Source organism: Streptantibioticus ferralitis (assembly GCF_029223525.1).
GTDB classification, from domain to species: Bacteria; Actinomycetota; Actinomycetes; order Streptomycetales; family Streptomycetaceae; genus Streptantibioticus_A; species Streptantibioticus_A ferralitis.
On the sequence record NZ_JARHTQ010000039.1, the window covers coordinates 24,158 to 44,181 of the forward strand.

Consider the following 20,024-nt stretch of genomic DNA (forward strand, 5'->3'; position numbering starts at 1 on the left):
GGAGTGCGGGCCGTGGTAGCCGCCCCGGCCCGCACTCAACGATTCCCCTCCGATCCTCTCTTATCCCCTCCGAGCTGCGGATTCACCCCAACGGGCAGGCGCTCGGAGTGAATCCCGTGGTGTGCGGGGGCGCTTTCGCCGCGCGCCCTGTCGTGGCGATCACCACACGCCTACCGTCGACGAGGGAGCGTTCGGCGAGGGGGCTTTCGGCGAGGGAGCGTTCGGCGAGGGAGCGTTCGGCGGGGAGGTATGTGCATGGCGCTTGGGGTCCCCCCTGCCATGGGTCAGGGGAAGGCCGATCCGGACGAGTCACTGGTGAGACTCTGCGATCTGGCCGGCCGGCCACGCGGCACCGGGTTTCTCATCGACACCGGCGGCACACTGCTGACCAGCCATGAAGCCGTCGACGGGCTGCGCCGCCTGGTGCTGCACGCACCGGGCGAGCAGACCTGCCTGGTCGAGGCCGAGGCCATCACCGCCCTGCCGGAGCAGGGCCTGGCCCTGGTCGCCACCGAAGGACTCGTCGTACCACCGCTGCCGGTCGCCGAGACCGGCCCCGCCGACCCCGACGGCTGGGTGCGGCTGCACGCCGAGAACTGGGTGCACGCGGCCGTCGTCGGCACCGTGCCCGCCACCTATACCGCCACCGACCGCTTCCACCTGCTGGGGCAGGTCTACGAGCTCGTCACGGGCACCCCCGACGCGCTGCGCAACGGGCCGCTGGTCTCCGGCAGCCCGTTGGTCGACACCAGGACCGGCGCGGTGCTCGGCGTGGTGGCCACCGCCGTACACGCCGCGCACGCCGCGCCCGGGTTCGCCGTCCCGCTGCGCGCCGAAGGTCCGCTGGCCGAACCGCTGGCCCGCAACGCCGCCACCGTGCCCGCCTACGGAGCCCATCTGAACCTCGCCGGTGCGCTGCAGCTCACCGCGACCTCGGTCGGTTCCGCGGGCGCGGGACAGCCCCGGGACCGGCGCGAACCGGAGCACAGACCGGCTGTCGAGAGCGAACTGCGGACCTTCCTCGACGCCACCGACGAGCGGGGGCCGCTGGTGCTCGGCCTGGTCGGCGACCCGGGCTGCGGACGCACCACCGAACTGGGCGCGCTCGCCGCCCGCCGTGCCCGGGGCGCGCGCCCGGCCCCGACCGTATGGCTGCGCGGGGCCGAACTGCGGCCTGGTGACGGCGGGTTGAAGGAGGCGGTGGAACGGGCGCTGCGGGCGGCCGGGCGGATCATCGACGCCTCGGGCGGGGTGGGGGAGGCCGGACAGGCGGAGGGCGTGACGCCGGACGCCGTGGCGCATCTGGCGCGGGCCGCCGGTCGCCCGCTACTGGTACTCCTGGACGCGCCCGAGGAGATGCCGTCGGTTCTGGCGCGGGCGCTGCCCGACTGGACGGCGGGCACCACGAGTTGGCTGCGGGCCGCCGGAGTACGGCTGGTGGTGGCGTGCCGCCCGGAGTACTGGGAGCGGGCCGGTGCGCTGTTCCCCGCCGAACTGCTGTACCGCCCCGGGTCATCGGCCACCCCGCCGGGCGGCCCGGCGCGGGCGCTGCCCGCCTGCGTACGGCTTGGCGACCTCACACCAGGCCAGGCCGAGCAGGCGCGCGAGCGGTACGGGATCCCGGAGGAGGCGATCGACCCGGCCGACGCCGCGCACCCCCTGGCGTTGCGCCTGCTGGCCGAGGTCCGCGCGGCCAACCCCGGGGTGGCGGGGGCACCGGACCGGTCCGCCATCTTCGCCGCCTACCTCGATCTGGTGTGCCTGCGGATCGCCGTACGGCTCGCGGTGGCCGGTTCCGAGCAGGTCGTCGGTACGGCCTTGCGCCGGCTGGCCGCCCGGGTGGCCGGACAGGTGCATGAGGCGGCGCGGCAGTGCTTGGGCCCGGGACAGGGCGAGTTGGACCGCGAGACCTTCGAGGAGATCTTCCCGTGGCGCAGCGGCTGGGCGTCCGCGGTGCTCACCGAAGGACTCCTGGTGCCCGCGGGGGCCGGGTACCGGTTCGCGCACGAGGAGTTCGCGGACTGGCTGCAGGCCGGGCACCTCGACCTGGACGCCGCGCTGCACGCCCTGGTCTACCGGTGGCACACGGCGCCGCGCGGCCGGCGAGAGGCCCCGGTACGGCTGCCGTCGCGCCCGTTGACGACGGTGCGGACCGGCACGCACGACGACCGCGTCCCACCGCCACCGCCCGCGCCCTCCGTCGCCCCCACGCAGCCGCCGCACGCCCTGCCGGTGCCGCGCCACCGCATCGGCCCGGTCGTACAGGCACTGTTGCTGGCCGGGCGGCGGGACGGAATGGACGAACTCGCCCACCGGCTGGACGACTTGGTCGGCGCCCTGGACGCGGGTGCGGTGGAGCCGACCCGGCTGGTCCCCGAGGACGGGCCGCCCGCTTACCAGGACGGCCACGTGGACGACGTCGACGGCGAGGACGACGAGCGGCGCGCGGACGCCGCGTGGTGGGCGGCGCATCTGCTCGGCGAGGTGCTGCTGCGCGTCCCCGACGGCGAGCCGTTCCGCGATGTGCTGCGACGGCTGGCGGAACGGATCACCGTACGTTCACTGCAACGCGGTGGGTTCACCTCGCCGACCGGGCCCCGGCTTCCGGCCGGACTGGCCGAATTCGGCCCCTGGTTCTGGTTGCGACTGCCACTGGGCACCGAGGACAGGCTGGACCTGCTGCGGCTGCTGCTGCCGGCGGACGGGCCGCCCCCGGAGAAGGGCTGCGCGGCGGGGGAGGACCGGTTCCTGACCGCGGCCGGTGAACTGCTCTGCGCCGACACGGATGTCGCGCTGCCGCTCATTTGCGGCTGGTTCGAGGACGACCGGCCGCTGCCGGCCGCCCCCGGCCCGCAGCTCAACCCCACGGTGGCCTCCGCCGCACAGGCGCTGCTGCACACCCACCGGCACCGGGCGATCGACGGCCTCACCGAAGTGCTGGTCGCGGCCGCCCATCCGCGCGCCGACGAACTCCTCGCCGCGCTCGCCGAGGACGAACCCTCGGCGCTGTGCCGCGCCGTGGACCGCTGGGCGCACGACGACCGTCCGGAACGCCATGTCGCGGCCGCCGCCTACGGATTGCGCGCGGCCGCCCATGTCACGTCCGAGGCAGACCGCCAACTGCTGCGCTACGCGGCGCTCACCCTGCTCGACCGCAGCGACGACTGCTCCCTGCACGGCGCGGCACTCGCCCTGCTGGTACGGGACCCGGTGACGCGCAACCGCCATCTGGACCGGGCGCTGGCCCGCTTCACGGCCGGGGATCCGTACATTCCGGCGGCCGTGCTGGGCGCCGCGCTGGCCACCCACCCCGAGCCGGTGCTGGCCGCCTTCCAGGCGCGGCTGCGCGAGCCGGGACCGCGCGCGGCCGAGGTCCTGGCGGAGCTCGCCCGGGTCACCACCCCGGCGCTGGCCCGCCGGGCGGCCACGCTCGTACGCGGCTACGCGGAGCACTGCCCGGAAGGCGCCCGCGATGTGGCCGACTACCTCGATCTGCGCCTGGAACAGGGTCCCGGCGCCCGTGCGGTCCTCTTCCCGCTCGCGGTGGGGCTGCTGCGCGATCCTCGCGCGGAAGTACGCAGAGCGCTCGCCCCGGTACTGACGGCAACCGGATCGGAGGTTTCCCAACCGCTGCGCAGAGAACTCCTGGAAGTCCTGCTGGAAGGCGAACGCGACGCGGCGGTCCTGGACGCCGTACGCCGCGGCGGTGGCTGACGCCGAGAGCTTCCGTGCGGGGCGCAAGGGGCGGGTGGACGGGAAAACGACCCCGAAGCCCACCCAGGCAGGGCGGAAAACTCCCGGTACCAGAACCCGAACCCACAGCCAGCGCGGCGACATGGCACTCTTGGACCCGGCACACTGGAAACTTGGTTCGGGCGAGGAGCGGTCACTGTGGAGCGCTGGCGGGGCTTGGAGGACGTTCCCGAGGGGTGGGGGCGCAGCGTCGTCACCATCGGCTCGTATGACGGCGTCCACCGCGGGCACCAGCTGATCATCGGGCGCGCGGTCGAGCGCGCACGGGAGCTCGGCGTTCGCTCGGTCGTGGTCACCTTCGACCCGCATCCCAGCGAGGTCGTACGGCCCGGCAGCCATCCGCCCCTGCTGGCGGCGCACCACCGCCGCGCCGAGCTGATGGCGGAGTTGGGGGTCGACGCGCTGCTGATCCTCCCGTTCACCACGGAGTTCTCCCAGCTGTCGCCGGGCGACTTCGTACGGACGGTGCTGGTCGAGGCGCTGGGCGCCAAGCTCGTCGTGGAGGGCCCGAACTTCCGCTTCGGCCACAAGGCGGCCGGCGACGTGGAGTACCTCTCGGCGCTCGGGCTGACGCACGACTACCAGGTCGAGGTCGTCGACCTCTACGTCAGCGGTGCGGCGGGCGACGGCGAGCCGTTCTCCTCCACGTTGGCCCGCCGACTGGTCGCGCAGGGCGATGTCACCGGTGCGATGGAGGTCCTCGGGCGTCCGCACCGCGTCGAGGGCGTGGTGGTGCGGGGCGCGCAGCGGGGCCGCGAGCTGGGCTACCCCACGGCCAACGTGGAGACCCTGCCGCACTCGGCGATTCCCGCCGACGGTGTCTACGCCGGGTGGCTGGTGGTCGAGGGCGAGTCGATGCCCGCTGCCATCTCGGTGGGCACCAACCCGACCTTCGACGGCACCCAGCGGACGGTGGAGGCCTATGCCATCGACCGCGTGGGTCTTGATCTGTACGGGCTGCACGTGGCCGTCGACTTCTTCGCGTTCCTGCGCGGACAGGAGAAGTTCGACTCGATCGACGCCCTGCTGGAGCGGATGGCGATCGATGTGAAGCGGGCACGGGAACTCGTGGAGGCCTAGGCCCGCTCACCGAATCACCGCATGGGGAAGGGCCCGGACGAATCGTCCGGGCCCTTCCCCATGTGCTCACTGCTGCTGCGGAGGCGGCGGATAGCCGTACCCAGGCTGCGGCTGCTGCTGCGGCCAGCCGGGAGGCGCGGGCTCGCCGCCCGGTCCGGTCGGCTGGCCCGGTGCGGGCGGCGGCGGACCGGCGGGGCTCGGCGCGGACTGGGCCTGCGTCTGCGACGGAGGATGCTGCGGCCAGCCCTGCGGTGCGCCCGGAGGGGCGTACGGGGCCTGCTGCGGCTGCCCGTCGTACCCGGCACCGGCCGGCGGGTAGTAGTAGGGCTGCTGCTGACCCGGGATCGGCGGGGCCATCTGCGGAGGCTGCCCGCCGCCTTCCCCCTGCGTCCACAGACCCTGCGCCTGCTGGGCGCGGGCGAAGTCCTCCGCGACCATCGCCGCCAGGTTGAAGTACGCCTCGCGGGTCTTCGGTCGCATCATGTCGAGGTCCACCTCGGCGCCCGCCGCCAGGTGCTCGTCGAACGGGACGACGACCACGCCGCGGCACCGTGTCTCGAAGTGGGACACGATGTCCTCAACCTTGATCATCTTTCCGGTCTCGCGGACCCCGGAGATCACGGTGATGCTGCGCTGCACCAGGTCCGCGTAGCCGTGCGCGGAAAGCCAGTCGAGCGTGGTGCTCGCGCTGCTGGCGCCGTCGACGGACGGGGTGGAGATGATGATCAACTGCTCGGCGAGGTCGAGCACACCGCGCATCGCGCTGTAGAGCAGACCGGTGCCCGAATCGGTGAGGATGATCGGGTACTGCCTGCCGAGGACATCGATGGCCCGGCGGTAGTCCTCGTCGTTGAACGTGGTCGACACGGCCGGGTCCACGTCGTTGGCGATGATCTCCAGACCGGACGGCGCCTGCGAGGTGAACCGGCGGATGTCCATGTAGCTGTGCAGATGCGGAATGTGCTGCACCAGGTCGCGAATGGTCGCACCGGTCTCGCGGCGCACCCGGCGGCCGAGCGTTCCGGCGTCGGGGTTGGCGTCGATGGCGAGGATCTTGTCCTGGCGCTCCGAGGCGAGGGTGGAGCCGAGCGCGGTGGTGGTCGTGGTCTTGCCGACACCGCCCTTCAGACTGATCACCGCGATCCGGTAGCAGGACAGGACCGGCGTACGGATCAGTTCCAGCTTCCGCTGCCGCTCGGCCTCGGCCGCCTTGCCGCCGATCCGGAACGGGGACCGGCCCGGGATGTTGCCACCGGGCTTCTTGGCCTTGGGCTGGTTGCGCAGCAGGCGGTCGGAGGACAGCTCCACCGCGGCGGTGTAACCGAGCGGCGCGCCGCCGACGGTGCGCTGCCGCTGGTCCGGGGTGACCGCGGGCCAGCCGCCGGTACGCGGGTCGACGGGCGGCCCGGGCTGGACTGCCAGCTGCTCGGGGTGAGCGGGCGGCAGCGGCGCACCCTCGTGCGGATAGCCGTAACCGGGCTGCGGCTGCGGCGGTGTGCCCTGCTGGTTCGGCAGCGGAAAACCGTAAGAGGACTGCGGCGCCCCCGAGTTGGGGGCGTTCGGGGTCGGGGGCGGGGGGAAACCGGGCCCGGGCTGCTGGGGTCCTGGCTGCTGGGGTCCTGGCTGCTGGGGTCCTGGCTGCTGGGGTCCGGGCTGCTGGGGTCCGGGCGGGGGCAGCGGCGCACCCTGGCTCGCGGACGCGTCGTAGTACTGCACGGGCGGCGGCAGCGGCGCCCCCGTCGCCGGGTGCGGCGGGCTCACCGCGTTCGGCCCGTTCGGCCCGTCCGGCGTGTTCGGGGCGGGCGGCTGCGGGAAGCCCTGCTGGGGACCGGGCGGCGGTGGCGTGACAGCGGGTCCGGGCTGCTGCGGGCCGGGCGGTGGGAGTACCACGGCCGGCCCGGGCGGCTGGGGTGCCTGGAACTGCGGCGGCAGCGGCGGCACGGCGTTCTGCGGCGGGGTCTGCGGCGGCGGCACCTGGGACCAGGGGGAGTTGGTCGCGGGCGGCTGCGGCGCGGGCGGTGCCCATGGCTGTGCGCCGACTGGTCCGGCCGTGTCGCCCGGTGATGCGATGGGCGCCGTGGGTACGGGAGTTGGGGCCGCTGTGGACTGCGGCGCCGGCGGCTGGGGTGCGGGGACGGCGTCACGCGGTTCGTCGGTGGCCGAAGCGGTGTCAGCGGTATCAGCGGTGTCAGTGGGCGCCGCGTCGCCGTCCGCAGGCTCGCCCTTCGGGGACGCGGAGATGGCGTCAGACTCCGGAAGTGCATCCTCCGGTTTGCTGTCCGAAGCTTCCGGATCGGCGTCCTGAGCGGCCTTCACGCCCTTTGTCGTGGAGAGGGCCGAGAAACGCATGGTGGACTCGCTGCGAATGGCACCGCGCAACGGCTCGTCCTTCGCGCTCGCCTCGGCGGGAGCGCCGCCCGTCCCCGTGGAGCTGTCCGCCGGTCCGCCGTGTGTGCCGGGCGCCGCCGTGGCATCGGTGCTCGGCGCCAGGCCCGTGAGGCCGGGCTCGGCGCCGCCACCGCCAACTGCCGTACCGCTGCTGGGCGCGGACCAGCCGGACCCGCCCGGGGTGCCGGTGCGCTGCTCGCTGCCGGGCGGTGGCACGGCGCCGGTGGCGGACGGCGACACGGTGTCGGGCGCGGGAGTGGCGGGCGGCCGCGGTGCCGACGGCGCCGCAGTCGACGGCGCCGGGGCCGTGGACGGCGCCGGGGAGCCGCTCTCCTCGCTGTTCGTCATGTACCAGGCGGGCGGCGTGTAGTCGATGGTGAACTCGCCTGTGTGGTCGGCGTCGGTCGACCGCCCGTCGCCGCGGTTCTCGTCCCGATCGCTGCTCACTGTGCCTCCTGGATTGCTGTCATGCTCGCGAACGGCATGTCGTACGCGGGGGTGTGCGGCACCTGTGGGGTGAACGTGGCGCAGGCTCGCGCCATCGATGATTCCTCCCCGTACCGCGGCAGCCCATCCGTCCCTTGTCTGCGGTCCCCTCGGTCTCAGGGGGCCACGGAGGCTGATTCGGGATACCTGCCCTCATGTGCTCCTGCCGCTCTGGAGGACAGCCTAATCATCCGGTGCCCCTCCATGTCAGGCCCGCCCCCGCAGCCCGTGGTGCACCGGCCACCCGCCCCCGGCGTCAGTCCACCCGGCGGGGCGAGCCCAGCAGCCCGGTCTCGGCATCCGTGGGCTGCGTCATCACGAACTGCCGGTGCGTACGTGTGCACCACAGCGCGAAGTTGTCACCGAGCCCGGACAGCGCGCCGACATCCGCCGCGGGCAGCGCCATGACACGGCCGATCAGCTCGGCCTCGTCGGGCGAGACCCGCTGCACCCCGACGAGCGTGGCGCTCTCCAGGAACCGCGGCGCGGTCGGCCCCAGATACGGCAGCAGCGTCAGCACCGACTGCCACGGGGCCGCCGCCACCCGGCCGCGCGGCGGCCGGATCCCCGCGTCCCGTACCACCAGCACCGGACTGCCCACCGACGGTCCCTGCGGCGGCACCCGTCCCACGTCGTGGATCGTCATGCACTGCTGACCGCCGCCGGCCGCCTGCGCCAACGGCGCCCAGACATGGGGCCGTCCGGTCTCCACCGCGATCCGGGCCCCGGTGGCGGCCGCCCGCAGCGCGATCAACTGGGCCGTCCACAGGCCACCGACCAGCACGACCTCCAACGGCGTCGGCCGGTTGAGGCCGAGCACCGCGGGCCGGTTCTGCGCGTCGACGCCGATGACCACACCGTCGTCACCGACCGGCAGACCGACCGCCGCCAGCTGTCCGGAGGACAGTACGTGCCGCGGACGGCGCGGCCCGAGCAGGCCGAAGCCCAACCGCGGCCGCCCGCTGCGCCGTTCGCGCTCCCCGGCCGACGGCGCGCCAACGGCCGTGGACGAATCGGGCATCACCGATGAGGACATCAGCGAGCACCTCCCAACGGCAAAGTGGCCAGCACACCCGGCAACTGCTCGCGGTCCAACCGCACCAGATCGATCTTCACACCACGCGCGGCGCGTTCCAACTGCCGCCGGGTCGCGGTGAGTTCGGTGTCGCTTCGGCCGGTCACCCGTACATGTCCGGAAAGCGCGGGCGCGTCTCCCGTACCCCGGCTCGCGGTCAGACTGAACGTGGACGCCAGCGCGGGCATCGAGGTGAGCAGCGCCACCAGGTTCGGCGCCGGTGTTCCGCCCGGGCCCAACTGCGGCCAGCGGCCTATCCAGTACGTGGTGTGCCAGCGGTCGTCGCAGCGCCAGGCCCGAGCCGTCTCCGCCGTGCGGCGCGGCGGCGAGTCCGACCGGCCCGCCTGCGCGTTGGCCAGCGGATTGACACAACTCGACGTGGCGATCGCGGCGATCAGCCCGGCCTCGTCCAACAGCGTGGCCTCGAAGCCCGCACCGGCCAGCCTGCTCGCCAACTGGTCGGCGGCGCGCAGCAGGGCGCGCTGCGCCCCGGCTATCCCGCCACCGCGCGCCCGTACCGCTTCGGGGCACAGCTCCGGGTCGAGCTTGAGCGCGACCCAGGTCAGCCGGACCGCCGGAGCCCCGGACTGCGCCTGCAACGGCGCGTAGCTGCGCGCGGCGACCGCCTGCTCCGGCAGATGCGGCGCCGGGGCGGGCTGGGTGTGCTGCACGACCTGGACCGACTCCAGCCGTATGCCGTCCACGTCAAGCGCCCCGTACAGCAGGTCCAGCGGCAGCGGACGGGCGGTGCGCAGCGGACGCAGCGGTGCGTCGGCGGCCTGTACCTGCAGTACGGCGGTGAGGAACGTGCCGTCGCCGACCATGCCCACCGCACGCCGCCCCCGGGCGGTGTAGGTGTAGGTCCGCAGGCTCGGATCGCATTCGAGGGCGGGTGTGAACCCCGGGTCGGTGCCACTCGGCACCGGCTCACCGGCCCGTCGCCTGCGGGCCCGCAGCGCCATGGCGGCGGCCAGCCACTCCGGGGCGGGCCGCCGGTGTCTGCGCACCACCGCGAGCATCACCAGGGCCGCGGCGACCACACCCGCGGGCACCAGCAGCAGCGGATCGGTGACCCAGGCCGCCAGCAGCACCGCGGCCGCCACCTCGATCAGTACCAACTGCTGCACCCCGATCGGGCCGATGCGGCCCGACTTCGGATGCGGACGCAGCACCGCACCGGACTGCGGCCCCCCACCGGACGGCCGCTCTCCGCCGGGGCGCGGCGTGCCGGCCGCGTGTGCCGCACCGCCCGACCGCGCACCGGAGGGCGCCTGCCCTCTCGTACGCGTCGTGGTCGCGCTGGCCATCCCCGTCGCCCCCTTGTCCCACTCTTGTGGTGAATGCCCGGCTCACGTCCGGTGGTTGACGTACAGTCCGCCCCACCCGCACGACCGGTACCGATCGTCACCCGGCATAGTAGAGGGCCAGTCCGACGAGCGCGGGCGCCCGCCCCTGCCTGTGGATAACCGGGGTGCACAGCCGACGAGGACCGTCGACCGCACCGCGACCGCGGCGGGAAGAGTGCGGAAGGCCGCGTACACCGATCAGATCGCAGCGATCACCGGGGGAGAAGTAAGAGCCGATGGCTTCACGGCGGGACGAGCTCAACGCCTACACCTTTGCCAGGAAGCGGACCTTGGCGGCGTTCCTCCAGCCGTCACCCGCGGGTTCCGAGGAGGGCGCACCGCGGCCGCTGCGCGCCCTCGCGCCGAGCCTGGTCGTCGCGGCCCTGCTGCTCGCGGGATTCGGCGCCTGGGGCCTGATCAAGCCCGGCGCACCGCAGGGCTGGGACGACCCTGGCGCCAAGGTCCTCGTCGGCAGCGATTCCACCACCCGCTACGTGGTGCTGAAGACCGACGGCAAGGCGGAACTCCACCCGGTACTCAACCTGGCCTCCGCCAAACTCCTCCTCGATCCGCAGAAGTTCGGGGTGCTCAAGATCCAGGAGTCGGTGCTCGACAACGGCAAGCTCCCGCACGGCCCCACCCTGGGCATCCCCTACGCCCCCGACCGCCTGCCCAGCAGCGCCGACGCCGGAACCGCCAAGCTGTGGGCGGTGTGCGAGCGGCCCGGCCAGGGCACGGGAGACGTCCAGAAGGCCGCCTTCGTGCTCGCCGGCCGGGACGCGTCCAAGGTCGACGGCGCCGGGCGGTTGAGCGGTGACCAGGGGCTGTTCGTCCAGGGCCCCGACGGCGTCCAGTACCTGGTCGACCCCGACGGCACCAAGTACCCCATCGGCAACGCCAACTGGAAGAGCGCGGGCAGGACCGGGCAGGACGCCCAGAAGCTGCTGGTGCGGATCCTGTTCGGCGGTGACAAGACACCGCAGTTGGTCACCGATGACTGGCTGGCCACCTTCAACCCGGGCAGGCCGGTGGAGTTTCCGCAGGCGGACGGCTTGGGCGGAGCAGCCAATGTGCCCGGCCTCAACCCGCAGCTGAACAAGGTCGGCATGGTGCTGATCGCCCCCAGCGGTACCGGCTCCCAGAAGTACGTCGTGCTGGCCAACAAGGTGGCCCGGGTCTCCGACCTGGTCGCCAAGCTGCTGCTCAACATGCCGGGCGTCACATCGATGTACCCGGGCTCGGACCACGTACCGGCGCCGCAGCAGGTCGCCGCCCAGGACTTCACCCCCGACGACACGCCCTTCTACGCCGACAGGGGATGGCCGCAGCAGCCGCCGCAGCAGGTGAACGACGGAAGCTCCGCCGCGTCGTGCAGCGTCTACCGCGGCTCGGTGAACGGCAACAACCAGCCCCAGGTGAGCGTGTGGACGGGCCGGCACTTCCCGGCGACCGTCGTCGACGGCGGCACCAGCGCCTATGTGACCCCGGGCTCCGGCCTGCTCTACCGGCAGACCGTCGGCGGCTCGACGGACACCGGCAGCGTCTTCCTGGTCACCGACACCGGCCTGCGCTATGCCGTGCAGTCGAACAATGACAGCAACTCCCACAAGTCGAACATCGGCGCCGATCCCTCCGCCTCCGCCGACCCCCAGAGCTCAGGACAGAGCTCCGACCAGAGCCAGCAGCAGGCCGCCCAGGCTCAGGTGCGGCTCGGGTACGGGCAGGTGCAGCCGGTTCCGGTTCCGCAGGCGTGGTCGGCCTTCCTGCCCGCCGGGCCGACGCTGGACACCAACGACGCAGCCCAGCCGCAGGGTTCGTGATGCACGCGCCTCAAACCTCCCGTCTCGCGCGGTCCGTGGCCGCGTCCACCGCGGCCTGCACACTGGCCCTCACCCCCTGCCTGGTACCGGTGGAGCACCCGGTACGGGCACACCTGGCCCTCGACGACAACGGCGAATGCACCTTCCCGGCGCAGCCGATAGCGAGCGTCCCCTGGTCGCTCCAGCGGGTGATGCTCGACCAGCTGTGGCAGAACAGCCGGGGCAAGGGCGTCGGCGTCGCCGTCATCGACACCGGTGTCGACGCCCGTAACCCGCAGCTCAAGGACGCCGTCGACAAGCACGACGGCTTCGACCTGATCGACAACAAGGGCGACGGCACCAACGACACCGTGGGCCATGGCACCAAGGTGGCGGGCATCATCGCGGCCCGCCCGGCCGCGGGTACCGGATTCGTCGGTCTGGCGCCGCAGGCCACCATCCTCCCGGTGCGCCAGAACGACGACCAGGGGAAAGGCACCGCCGCCACGCTCGCCGAGGCCATCCGCAAGTCGGTGGCCGCGGGCGCCAAGGTCATCAACATCTCGCAGGACACCACGGGTGTCCTGGGCCCCGACTCGCAGTTGGCGCAGGCCGTCCAGTACGCCCTGGACCAGGACGTCGTCGTGGTCGCGGCCGCGGGCAACAACGGCTCGGGCGGTCAGCAGCACTCCACGTACCCGGCCGCGTTCAAGGGCGTCCTGGCCGTCGGTGCCTCCGACCGCAACAACGAACGCGCCGACTTCTCGCAGTCCGGCCCCTTCGTCGGGGTCGCGGCGCCCGGCGTCGGCATGGTCTCCACCGTGCCGATCGGCGGGCAGTGCGTCGACGAGGGCACGAGTTTCGCGGCGCCCTATGTCGCGGCCGTCGCCGCGCTCATCCGCGCCAAGCACCACGACTGGCACGAACAGCAGGTCGTCGCCCAGATCGAGCAGACCGCGGAACGCGTGGACCCCGGGCACAACAACTTCATCGGGTGGGGAGTGGTCGACCCGGTGCGCGCCCTCACCGACGACGCCAAGCCGATTGACCAGCCGGCGCCGGACAAGGGCCTCAGCAAGAGCGGCGCCCGGATACAGCCCGCCGCGCTCACCCTGGGCGAGACCCCGCAGCAGCGCGCTGAGCGCACCGCGACCTACGCCCTGGGCGGCGCGGCCCTGTTGGTCGCGGTGATCGCGGGCGGCGCCGTGGTCGTAAGGGACGCCAGGCGCCGCCGTACGACCACATGAGGCGCCGCCTCAGCCGGTCACTGGTGCTCAGCTGGCGCCGGCCGGCCGTACGGTGCCCATGATCTTGTCGATCTCGGCCGAAGTCAGCGCGTTGGGCACGCCCTGGTCCGCGTAAATGATCCACAGCCCGATCGTGCCGTCCTTGAGGCGCATCGCGATGGAGCGCGCGGTGGCGGTCGCGGGGACGCAGGGACTCGGCTGGTAGATGCCGGTGACGGTAGCGGTCGCGGTGTAGCCGTCGATGCCGTTGTGCTTCCACGGTGTGGGCGTGCTGACCGACACCTTGGGCTTGTGGCCGTCGGCGCCACCGTAGGCGGCGAAGCCCCAGTTACCGGCCGCGATCTTGGCGTCGTCCTGGAGGGTGCCGCCCTTGGCGCCCTGGGAGCCGATGGTGGCCAGCTGGCCCTTGCCCGCGGCGATCGGACCGCTCTGGTTGCCCGCCGAGGCGCAGCCGCCCTCGCGGTAGTCCGAGGTGCCGGTCATGCCGACCATCGGCTGACCGTTCTTGTCGGTGTAAACGATCTCCAGGTCCGGCTTGGCGACCTTCCAGTTCTCGGACTGGGGCGGGACGTCGTAGCTGAAGCCGTGCCGCTGCCAGGTCTGCGTCTGCCAGCCCGCGATCATCGGCTTCGCGTCCGATCCGTTCCCCGTGGTGTTGGGGCCGTCCTGGGTCGGCGTGGGCGCCGTCTGCGACGGCGCGGAGGCGCTTGACGACGCCTTCGCCTGTTGCGTCTTCTTCCCGCCGCCCAGCAGGGCGAACGCCCCGCCGCCGATCACCGCGAGCGCGACAACGGCGCCGACGACGGTGAGCAGCGTCTTGCGGTTGCGCGCGGGCTGCGGCTGCGGCTCCTGCGGTGCCGGGGGCTGCTGGCCGGGGTACGACCCGAAGTGGTTCTGCGGTGCGGTGGCGTGCGTTGGGAACCCGGCGGGCGGCGGGGGCGGGCCCTGGAGTGCCTGCGTGGGCTGGCTGTGCGGTGACTGGGCCTGCGGAGGCGGTGCGGGCTGCGGGGCTTGCGGAGGCGGCCCCGGGGGGCCTTGCGGCGGTATCTGCGGCATCTCGCCAGTGGGCGTCCAGGTGGGCGCCGGCCCGAATCCCTGCTGCGGCGGTTGCCGCGCGGGCTGCTGTGGTTGCTGCGGATCGTTGGGGTTCTGCGGCCAAGACATGGCCGATACCCTACGTGCCGACCGTCGCCGCCCGGTCGGTGAGCGGCGACAGAACGGAAACAGCAGCTACCCGGCCGCAGGCCAGGGGACTTGCGGAGAGCGGTAGTAGTCGATGCCCAGGGCGTCCCAGCGCGGCCCCTGCGCGGCCAACCGCACCTTGAACGCGTCCCAGTCGTGCAACGCGGCCGGTGACCAGCCGAGTTCAGCGATCGCCGGCAGCCGCGGGAAGGCCATATACCCGATGTGGTCGTTTGTCGAGATGGTTTCCGACCACAGTGGTGCCTCGACGCCCAGTACGGCCGATGCCGGCGCCCCGCGGAGGAACGTCGCCGGATCCCAGGAGTACGCGTCCTTGACCTCTGTATATCCGGCCCAGCTCAACCCCAGTTTGGTGGAGGGGTTGTACTTCATGTCCAGGTAGGTGTGGTTGGCGGGCGACATCACCAGCCTCGTCCCCGCCTTGGCCGCGGCCACCACACTCTGCTCGGTACCGGCCGTGCCCCAGTACTGCGCGACCGCCCCCGCGATGGGATGGGCGTTGGCGATCTCGTGCCAAGCCAGCACGGTCTTCCGGTACTTGGCGACGATCGGCTGTACCCGGTCCATGAAGGCCGTGTAGTCGGCGGCACTGGTGGAGTGTGCTTCATCGCCCCCGATGTGCAGATACGGACCAGGGGTGAGCGCCGCGAGCTCCCGCAGCACATCGTCGATGAAACGGTACGTCACGGCTTTCTGCACACACAGGGAGCTGAACCCGACGTTCGTTCCGGTGTACAGCGGGGGAGCGGCCCCGTTGCAGTTGAGCGGCGCGTACGAGGCGAGTGCGGCGTTGGTGTGCGCGGGCATGTCGATTTCCGGAACGACCGTCAGATAGCGGCTGGCCGCATAGTGCACGATCTGCTCGTACTGCGCCTTCGTGTAGTACCCGCCAGGCCCGCCGCCGACCTCGGTCGAGCCACCGTAGGCGGCCAGCCGCGGCCACGACGAGATGGCGATCCGCCACCCCTGGTCGTCGGACAGGTGCAGATGCAGGTAGTTGATCTTGTAGAGCGCGAGTTGGTCGACGTACCGCTCGACCTGGGCGACGGTGAAGAAGTGCCGCGAGACATCGAGCATCGCGCCACGGTAGGAGTACCGCGGCGTATCGGTGACCGTCCCGCCGGAGACGGTCCAGGGGCCGGGCTGCCGCGTCCGCTCCTCCACGGCGGCGGGCAGCAGCTGCCGCAGCGTCTGCACGCCGTGGAACAGGCCCGAGGGCTGCTTGGCGGTGATGGCCACGCCATGGTTGGTGACGTCCAGCCGGTAGCCCTCGTCGCCCAGCGCCGTGCCGTGGCCGCTGAGGGCCAGCACAATCCCACCCTCATCGCCCGCCGTCAGGGGCCGTACGGGTAGCGCATACCCCGTGGAGGGCCGCAGCAGCCCGGCCAGATACCGCCCGACCCGCACCGCCTCCGGCGACCCTTCCGGCACCCGGATGACGGTGTACCCGCCGATCGTGTACGACCCGCCACTCTCGTGCACGGCCGCTGGCGCGGGCACCACTTGCGACAAGGGTGGCGGGGCGGTGTCCCTGGGCGCCGCCGAGGCGGTCCCGGCGGTGACGCCCACCACTAAGAGCAACGCACCCAACAAACACGGCAACCGCCACACGACCACCCTGGAACCCCGAGCACTGCGTCGTCTCACGAACGATCCCTCCGCCGAGGGCCGAAGCCCAACCGACACCTGCGACCGAAATCCGATAAAGCGACCAAATGCGCTTCCTGGGTACCGCGTGGCTGATGCCCCGTCAAGAACTTCGCGAGTCGGGCAGACGTGTCTTGCTCAGGTGCACGTCAGGGAGCCCCGGGCTGGCCGTAGCGGTGAGGCAGTCAGTCGTAGGGTTTGTGATCACGTGGCCTAGCGAACAACAGTCCAAGGGGCCGGGTACTCCACCTGCACTGCTCCCGCAGGGACCGCCGTCGAACATTCCCCAGCCACCCGTATCAGGGCAACCGGCTGCTCTCGGACCGTCGCAGCCGCGCCATCCCGCGCAAGGGTCGGAAGTCCCGCAGTGTCAATGGCAGGGGTTCGGGGAAGCTCCTCCCCAGTGGGAGCCCGCCGCCACGCCCGCCGTTCCAGAGCGGCGCTCGTGCAGGCACTTCACCGCCCTTGTCGCTGCCACCACTGTTCTTGCCCTGGCCGCCACAGGCGTGGCCGTCGCCTTCGCACTGCGCGATGGCCACGGCAAGCCGAAGGCCGCCCAGTCCTCTTCGGCCGCTCCCTCGATGACAGCGACCAGCCAACCCGGGGAAGGCGGTCCCCGTGGTACGACGAAAATTCAGCCGGTGGTACCGGGCTGGCAGGTCGTGCTGAACGGCGACCTGAACGTCGCCTGCGACGTACCGAAAGACTGGACGGTCTTGGGCGAAGGTCGGGACCTCGCTGTCCACAACGAAATGGGCTTTCCGGTCAGCTCGACGGAGCGGCCACCTACAAGCAGTACTGCTCCACAGACGCAGTACGTCCCTGGCTAGGGCCAGCCGCTTCCGGTCCCGGCCGGACAGAATCCGTACGCTCAGCCCAGGCCGTACGGACAGCTTCCGCCGTACGTTTCTCCTGGGCGCCCACCAACTCAGCCGACACCCCAGCAGAATTGGGTCGTTAACCCCTACAACCAGCAGTAGCCGCCCCACTCGGCCGTGCCCGGTGCGCGGCCGGGCAAGCGGCTGGCGGGCGGCAAGCTCGCCGCAATGGTCGCGGGGTCGTCCCGGCCTTTTTGGTGACCGACGCTGGTGCGTGGTCCCTGAATTCGGGCGGCAACGGCCCGAAATCCAAGCCGGCCGACCGATTCGGCCACCGCCGGTCCCTCGACGGACAACGGTGACAACGCACGGCACAACGCCGTGGGGAAGGTCGTGTGGACCCAGTCCGCGCAGTTGCTCCCGGAAGATGCCGACATCATCTCAGTGCCGGGCATGTGGTTCAGTGGCGACGATGTCTTCAAACGCATCTTGGATGGTGCGATCGCCTGTAACCTCACGACCGGTCGGCAGCACTGGAAGGTGCCCACACCGTCGACCAACCCATGTGAAGCCGCCGACAACATCGTGAACAACAAGGTCGCGGTGGAGTACGGGAAGCTCTGCGACGGCATCGTGATCGTCGATGCGCCAACCGGCAGGGTGGCACGGAAGAAGCAGTGGGCCACTTCGTTGGATGACACTTCGATCAGCGTGGATGTGGCGATGAGCGGTGATGCGGTCGTCATGACCACGGAGGGGACAACACCGGCGTTCTATGTCAGCATCGGGAAGGAGTTGTGGCGGGTGCGCTGCGCGGCACCGTCGTCGGCTGCGCGCAGGTAGAGGCGGGCTGGCACAACAACACGCTGGTGATGGGCGAGAGCTCGATATTCCCCAGCCAATCTGGCCAGTACCTGATCGGTGCCCTGCACCGATCAGTTCTCTGGCGGCTCCATCCCTGAAGAAGCTCAAGCCAGGCGTGGCGTGACAGTGGGGCGGCACCGATCACAGGACGAACCTGCCATTGGGCGACAAACCGGACCGTGTTGGTTGGCTCAAGTCCCCACCGGAGCTACTCAGTTGGGGCTGTCAGTGACACTCGATAGAGTGGTAGCCAGATTTAAAGGTGCTGTAAGGGGGAGGGGCATCGTGGCTGGGTCGAACAACGGCAGTCCGAACGTCGGACGGGCTCCCGATGCGCTGTTGACCATCCAGAAGCGCATCAATGACCTGCTGACCAAACTGGAGCAGTCCGCGGCCTCGCACACCAAGCTCGGCGGCCAGACGGTCTCGCGAGGGTCGTACGGCGGGAAGTTCGCCGAGGCCGATGACCTGCACGCGCTGTACGACAACGTGCACAGCCAGTTGGTCACCCTGTCGCAGACGTTCAGTGACCAGCTCGAAGCCTTGGGTATCGCCGTCCAGATCTCCGACCGCGGCTACGACAGCATTGATCAGGAGCAGGCAGACCGGTTGCGCGAGATCCAGAAGCGGACGGCGCAGTACTACCAGGCGCCGAAACCGAGTGGAACGGCTGCCCAGCCGGCTGATGGTCATGGCAAGTCGGTCACTGGGTAAGACTGGGGAGTCACATGGCTGAGTCCAAGTATGACGACGCGAAGGCGGGGCAAAGCGACGTCTTCGAGTGCTACGCGATGCAGAGCCACGACTTCGAGGGCATGTCCGTTAAGGACCTGCGTGCACTGGTCGAGAGCGGCAACGCGGCCGACATCACCACTGTGGGCCACGCCCTTCTGGACGCGCACGGTGAGATCACCGACATCGCGAACCAACTCAAGGGCTACGTGGCAAAGGTGGATTGGCAAGGCGAAGGGGCCTCCGCGTTCCAGGACTGGGGAAACCAGTTCGCGAACCAGAGCCTGAAACTGGCTCACGTCGCGTACGTGGCGGGCGACCACATGAGTGCCGCCGGGTATGCCCTCGGCCAGGCGCAGAGCGCGATGCAGGGTCTGCACCCCGACGCCAAGCCGAACTCCGCGGACCACAATGAGGCCATCACCCAGGTGGGCAAGGTGGCCTCGACGTATGTGACGGCGAGGGAGGTGATCAAGGGGGAGCAGATGCCGAACTTCCAGCCATTGCCGACAATATCTAGCTGGAAAGATGACTCGTTCCTCAGCGGCCGACCTTACGGTTTATCCAATGCGACTTCCAATGCTGGCAGTTCGGATGCTGGCTCGTACGGGGGAGTGACGCCGAAGAACGAGCGCACGGATGGTTTCGCAGGCGGAACGGCCTCGCCACATGGCATATCGACGGCAACTCACATTCCCGGAGTGCCGGCGGGCGATACCGCTGCACATACGTCGCTGGATTCAAGGGCGCCGGTTGCTACTGTGCCGCCAACCGTGAGTCATGGCGTGGAGAGGCCCAAGGGCCCATCCACCACTCAGCCGGGTGGAATGCCGGTGCCTCCGCCGCTTGGTGGTCCCGGTCTCGGCCTGGGTACTGTGCCCCCGCGTGGCCCGATCGGCCTGAATGGTAGACCTACGAACGTCGGCGGTCTGGGCGAATATCGTCCGCCGACGCTCGGGAAAGTGCCGAACGAACCTGGTGGCGATGGAATCGTGGGTGGTATCCCCAGCCGGAGCGGCGCATCAATGTCCTCTCCCCGTATGCCCCGGGCGACTGTCATCGGCGGAGAAGGGGAGCCCACGGCACCGCGTGGCTCGATGTTCCGAGGGCCGATGGCATCGGGCGCGAGTGAGGGTGGCGGCGGCCTCAGCCCGAGAGGCCCAATGGGGCCGGGGCGTCGGTTGGCCTCCGAGCTGGGCGGTGTGGTGAGCGAGGTGCGCGGGTCAGGCTCGGGTGCACGCGAGTTCACGCCGGGCGGATCTGGGCTGGTGCGCGAAGGTCAGGGAGCCGGGATGGTGCCTTCCGCTGGAGTCAGGTCGGCGAGCGGTCGACGTACGTCCACAGCTCGTCCCGACTACCTCGAAGAAGACGAAGAGACGTGGGACGTGAGCCGACAGGACGTCGTGCCGGGCGTCATCAACTAGGCCGAACGGAACCCATAGGACCAGGTGGAGGCAGCGGCGCAATGCGGACGTTGACCGGTAGTACGACACGGCGTCGGCTTGCGCCATTGCTCGTGGCTTTCAGCGCTTGTGTCGGGCTATCCGGCGGCATGGCTCCGGGAGCTTCTGCTGCTGATGATGCGC

13 protein-coding genes are annotated in these 20,024 nt (G+C 71.2%); 8 read left to right on the forward strand and 5 right to left on the reverse strand.

Features of this window, described 5'->3' with window-relative positions; genetic code table 11:
• The first annotated feature begins 255 nt into the window (after window positions 1–255).
• Window positions 256–3,714 carry a S1 family serine peptidase gene (locus P2L57_RS34990; protein WP_275821669.1) on the forward strand — a complete coding sequence of 1,153 codons (3,459 nt, stop codon included), beginning with the start codon at window positions 256–258 and terminating at the stop codon, window positions 3,712–3,714.
• Between the two features lie 177 nt (window positions 3,715–3,891).
• Window positions 3,892–4,833, forward strand: a complete 942-nt coding sequence (locus P2L57_RS34995) for a bifunctional riboflavin kinase/FAD synthetase (RefSeq protein WP_275821671.1) — start codon at window positions 3,892–3,894, stop codon at window positions 4,831–4,833.
• Between the two features lie 66 nt (window positions 4,834–4,899).
• On the opposite strand, the gene P2L57_RS35000 is transcribed toward P2L57_RS34995, so the two are convergent.
• From P2L57_RS35000 to eccE, 3 genes are all read right to left on the reverse strand, one after another.
• Complete coding sequence (locus tag P2L57_RS35000) at window positions 4,900–7,668, reverse strand: SCO5717 family growth-regulating ATPase (protein WP_275821673.1); 2,769 nt, start codon at window positions 7,666–7,668, stop codon at window positions 4,900–4,902.
• A 295-nt stretch (window positions 7,669–7,963) separates the two neighbouring features.
• Window positions 7,964–8,743, reverse strand: coding sequence for a hypothetical protein (locus P2L57_RS35005; RefSeq protein ID WP_275821675.1), 780 nt, complete (start codon window positions 8,741–8,743; stop codon window positions 7,964–7,966).
• The gene (gene eccE / locus P2L57_RS35010; protein WP_275821677.1) at window positions 8,743–10,089 is read right to left on the reverse strand and encodes a type VII secretion protein EccE; all 1,347 of its coding nucleotides are present in this window, start codon (window positions 10,087–10,089) and stop codon (window positions 8,743–8,745) included. The genes P2L57_RS35005 and eccE overlap by 1 nt, the downstream gene beginning before the upstream one ends.
• A gap of 275 nt (window positions 10,090–10,364) precedes the next feature.
• Here eccE and eccB point away from each other — a divergent pair, with 275 nt between their 5' ends.
• Window positions 10,365–11,948: a type VII secretion protein EccB gene (eccB, locus tag P2L57_RS35015; protein ID WP_275821679.1), complete on the forward strand. Its 1,584-nt coding sequence runs from the start codon at window positions 10,365–10,367 to the stop codon at window positions 11,946–11,948.
• On the forward strand, window positions 11,948–13,174 hold the full coding sequence (gene mycP, locus P2L57_RS35020) for a type VII secretion-associated serine protease mycosin (protein ID WP_303657033.1): 1,227 nt from the start codon (window positions 11,948–11,950) through the stop codon (window positions 13,172–13,174). The genes eccB and mycP overlap by 1 nt, the downstream gene beginning before the upstream one ends.
• Before the next feature lie 27 nt (window positions 13,175–13,201).
• On the opposite strand, the gene P2L57_RS35025 is transcribed toward mycP, so the two are convergent.
• The gene (locus P2L57_RS35025; RefSeq protein WP_275821683.1) at window positions 13,202–14,338 is read right to left on the reverse strand and encodes a DUF8017 domain-containing protein; all 1,137 of its coding nucleotides are present in this window, start codon (window positions 14,336–14,338) and stop codon (window positions 13,202–13,204) included.
• Window positions 14,339–14,404: 66 nt separating this feature from the next.
• On the reverse strand, window positions 14,405–16,024 hold the full coding sequence (locus P2L57_RS35030) for a beta-N-acetylhexosaminidase (RefSeq protein ID WP_372516057.1): 1,620 nt from the start codon (window positions 16,022–16,024) through the stop codon (window positions 14,405–14,407).
• Between the two features lie 581 nt (window positions 16,025–16,605).
• Here P2L57_RS35030 and P2L57_RS41280 point away from each other — a divergent pair.
• From P2L57_RS41280 to P2L57_RS35045, 4 genes are all read left to right on the forward strand, one after another.
• Entirely contained in the window at window positions 16,606–16,854 is a 249-nt protein-coding gene (locus tag P2L57_RS41280) for a DUF8017 domain-containing protein (RefSeq protein ID WP_504987676.1), read from the forward strand.
• Window positions 16,855–17,223: 369 nt separating this feature from the next.
• Complete coding sequence (locus P2L57_RS35035) at window positions 17,224–17,685, forward strand: PQQ-binding-like beta-propeller repeat protein (protein WP_275821685.1); 462 nt, start codon at window positions 17,224–17,226, stop codon at window positions 17,683–17,685.
• A 306-nt stretch (window positions 17,686–17,991) separates the two neighbouring features.
• Window positions 17,992–18,420, forward strand: a complete 429-nt coding sequence (locus P2L57_RS35040) for a DUF2563 family protein (protein WP_275821687.1) — start codon at window positions 17,992–17,994, stop codon at window positions 18,418–18,420.
• A gap of 14 nt (window positions 18,421–18,434) precedes the next feature.
• Window positions 18,435–19,862: a WXG100 family type VII secretion target gene (locus P2L57_RS35045; protein WP_275821689.1), complete on the forward strand. Its 1,428-nt coding sequence runs from the start codon at window positions 18,435–18,437 to the stop codon at window positions 19,860–19,862.
• The last annotated feature ends 162 nt before the right edge of the window (window positions 19,863–20,024 follow it).

Excerpts from the sequence above, each read along its gene's own strand:
- P2L57_RS34990 (WP_275821669.1), top strand. The coding sequence starts at position 256 with ATGGCGCTTGGGGTCCCCCCTGCCATGGGTCAGGGGAAGGCCGATCCG.
- P2L57_RS35005 (WP_275821675.1), bottom strand. The coding sequence starts at position 8,743 with ATGTCCTCATCGGTGATGCCCGATTCGTCCACGGCCGTTGGCGCGCCG.
- P2L57_RS35025 (WP_275821683.1), bottom strand. The coding sequence starts at position 14,338 with ATGTCTTGGCCGCAGAACCCCAACGATCCGCAGCAACCACAGCAGCCC.
- mycP (WP_303657033.1), top strand. The coding sequence starts at position 11,948 with ATGCACGCGCCTCAAACCTCCCGTCTCGCGCGGTCCGTGGCCGCGTCC.
- eccE (WP_275821677.1), bottom strand. The coding sequence starts at position 10,089 with ATGGCCAGCGCGACCACGACGCGTACGAGAGGGCAGGCGCCCTCCGGT.
- P2L57_RS41280 (WP_504987676.1), top strand. The coding sequence starts at position 16,606 with ATGACAGCGACCAGCCAACCCGGGGAAGGCGGTCCCCGTGGTACGACG.
- eccB (WP_275821679.1), top strand. The coding sequence starts at position 10,365 with ATGGCTTCACGGCGGGACGAGCTCAACGCCTACACCTTTGCCAGGAAG.
- P2L57_RS35045 (WP_275821689.1), top strand. The coding sequence starts at position 18,435 with ATGGCTGAGTCCAAGTATGACGACGCGAAGGCGGGGCAAAGCGACGTC.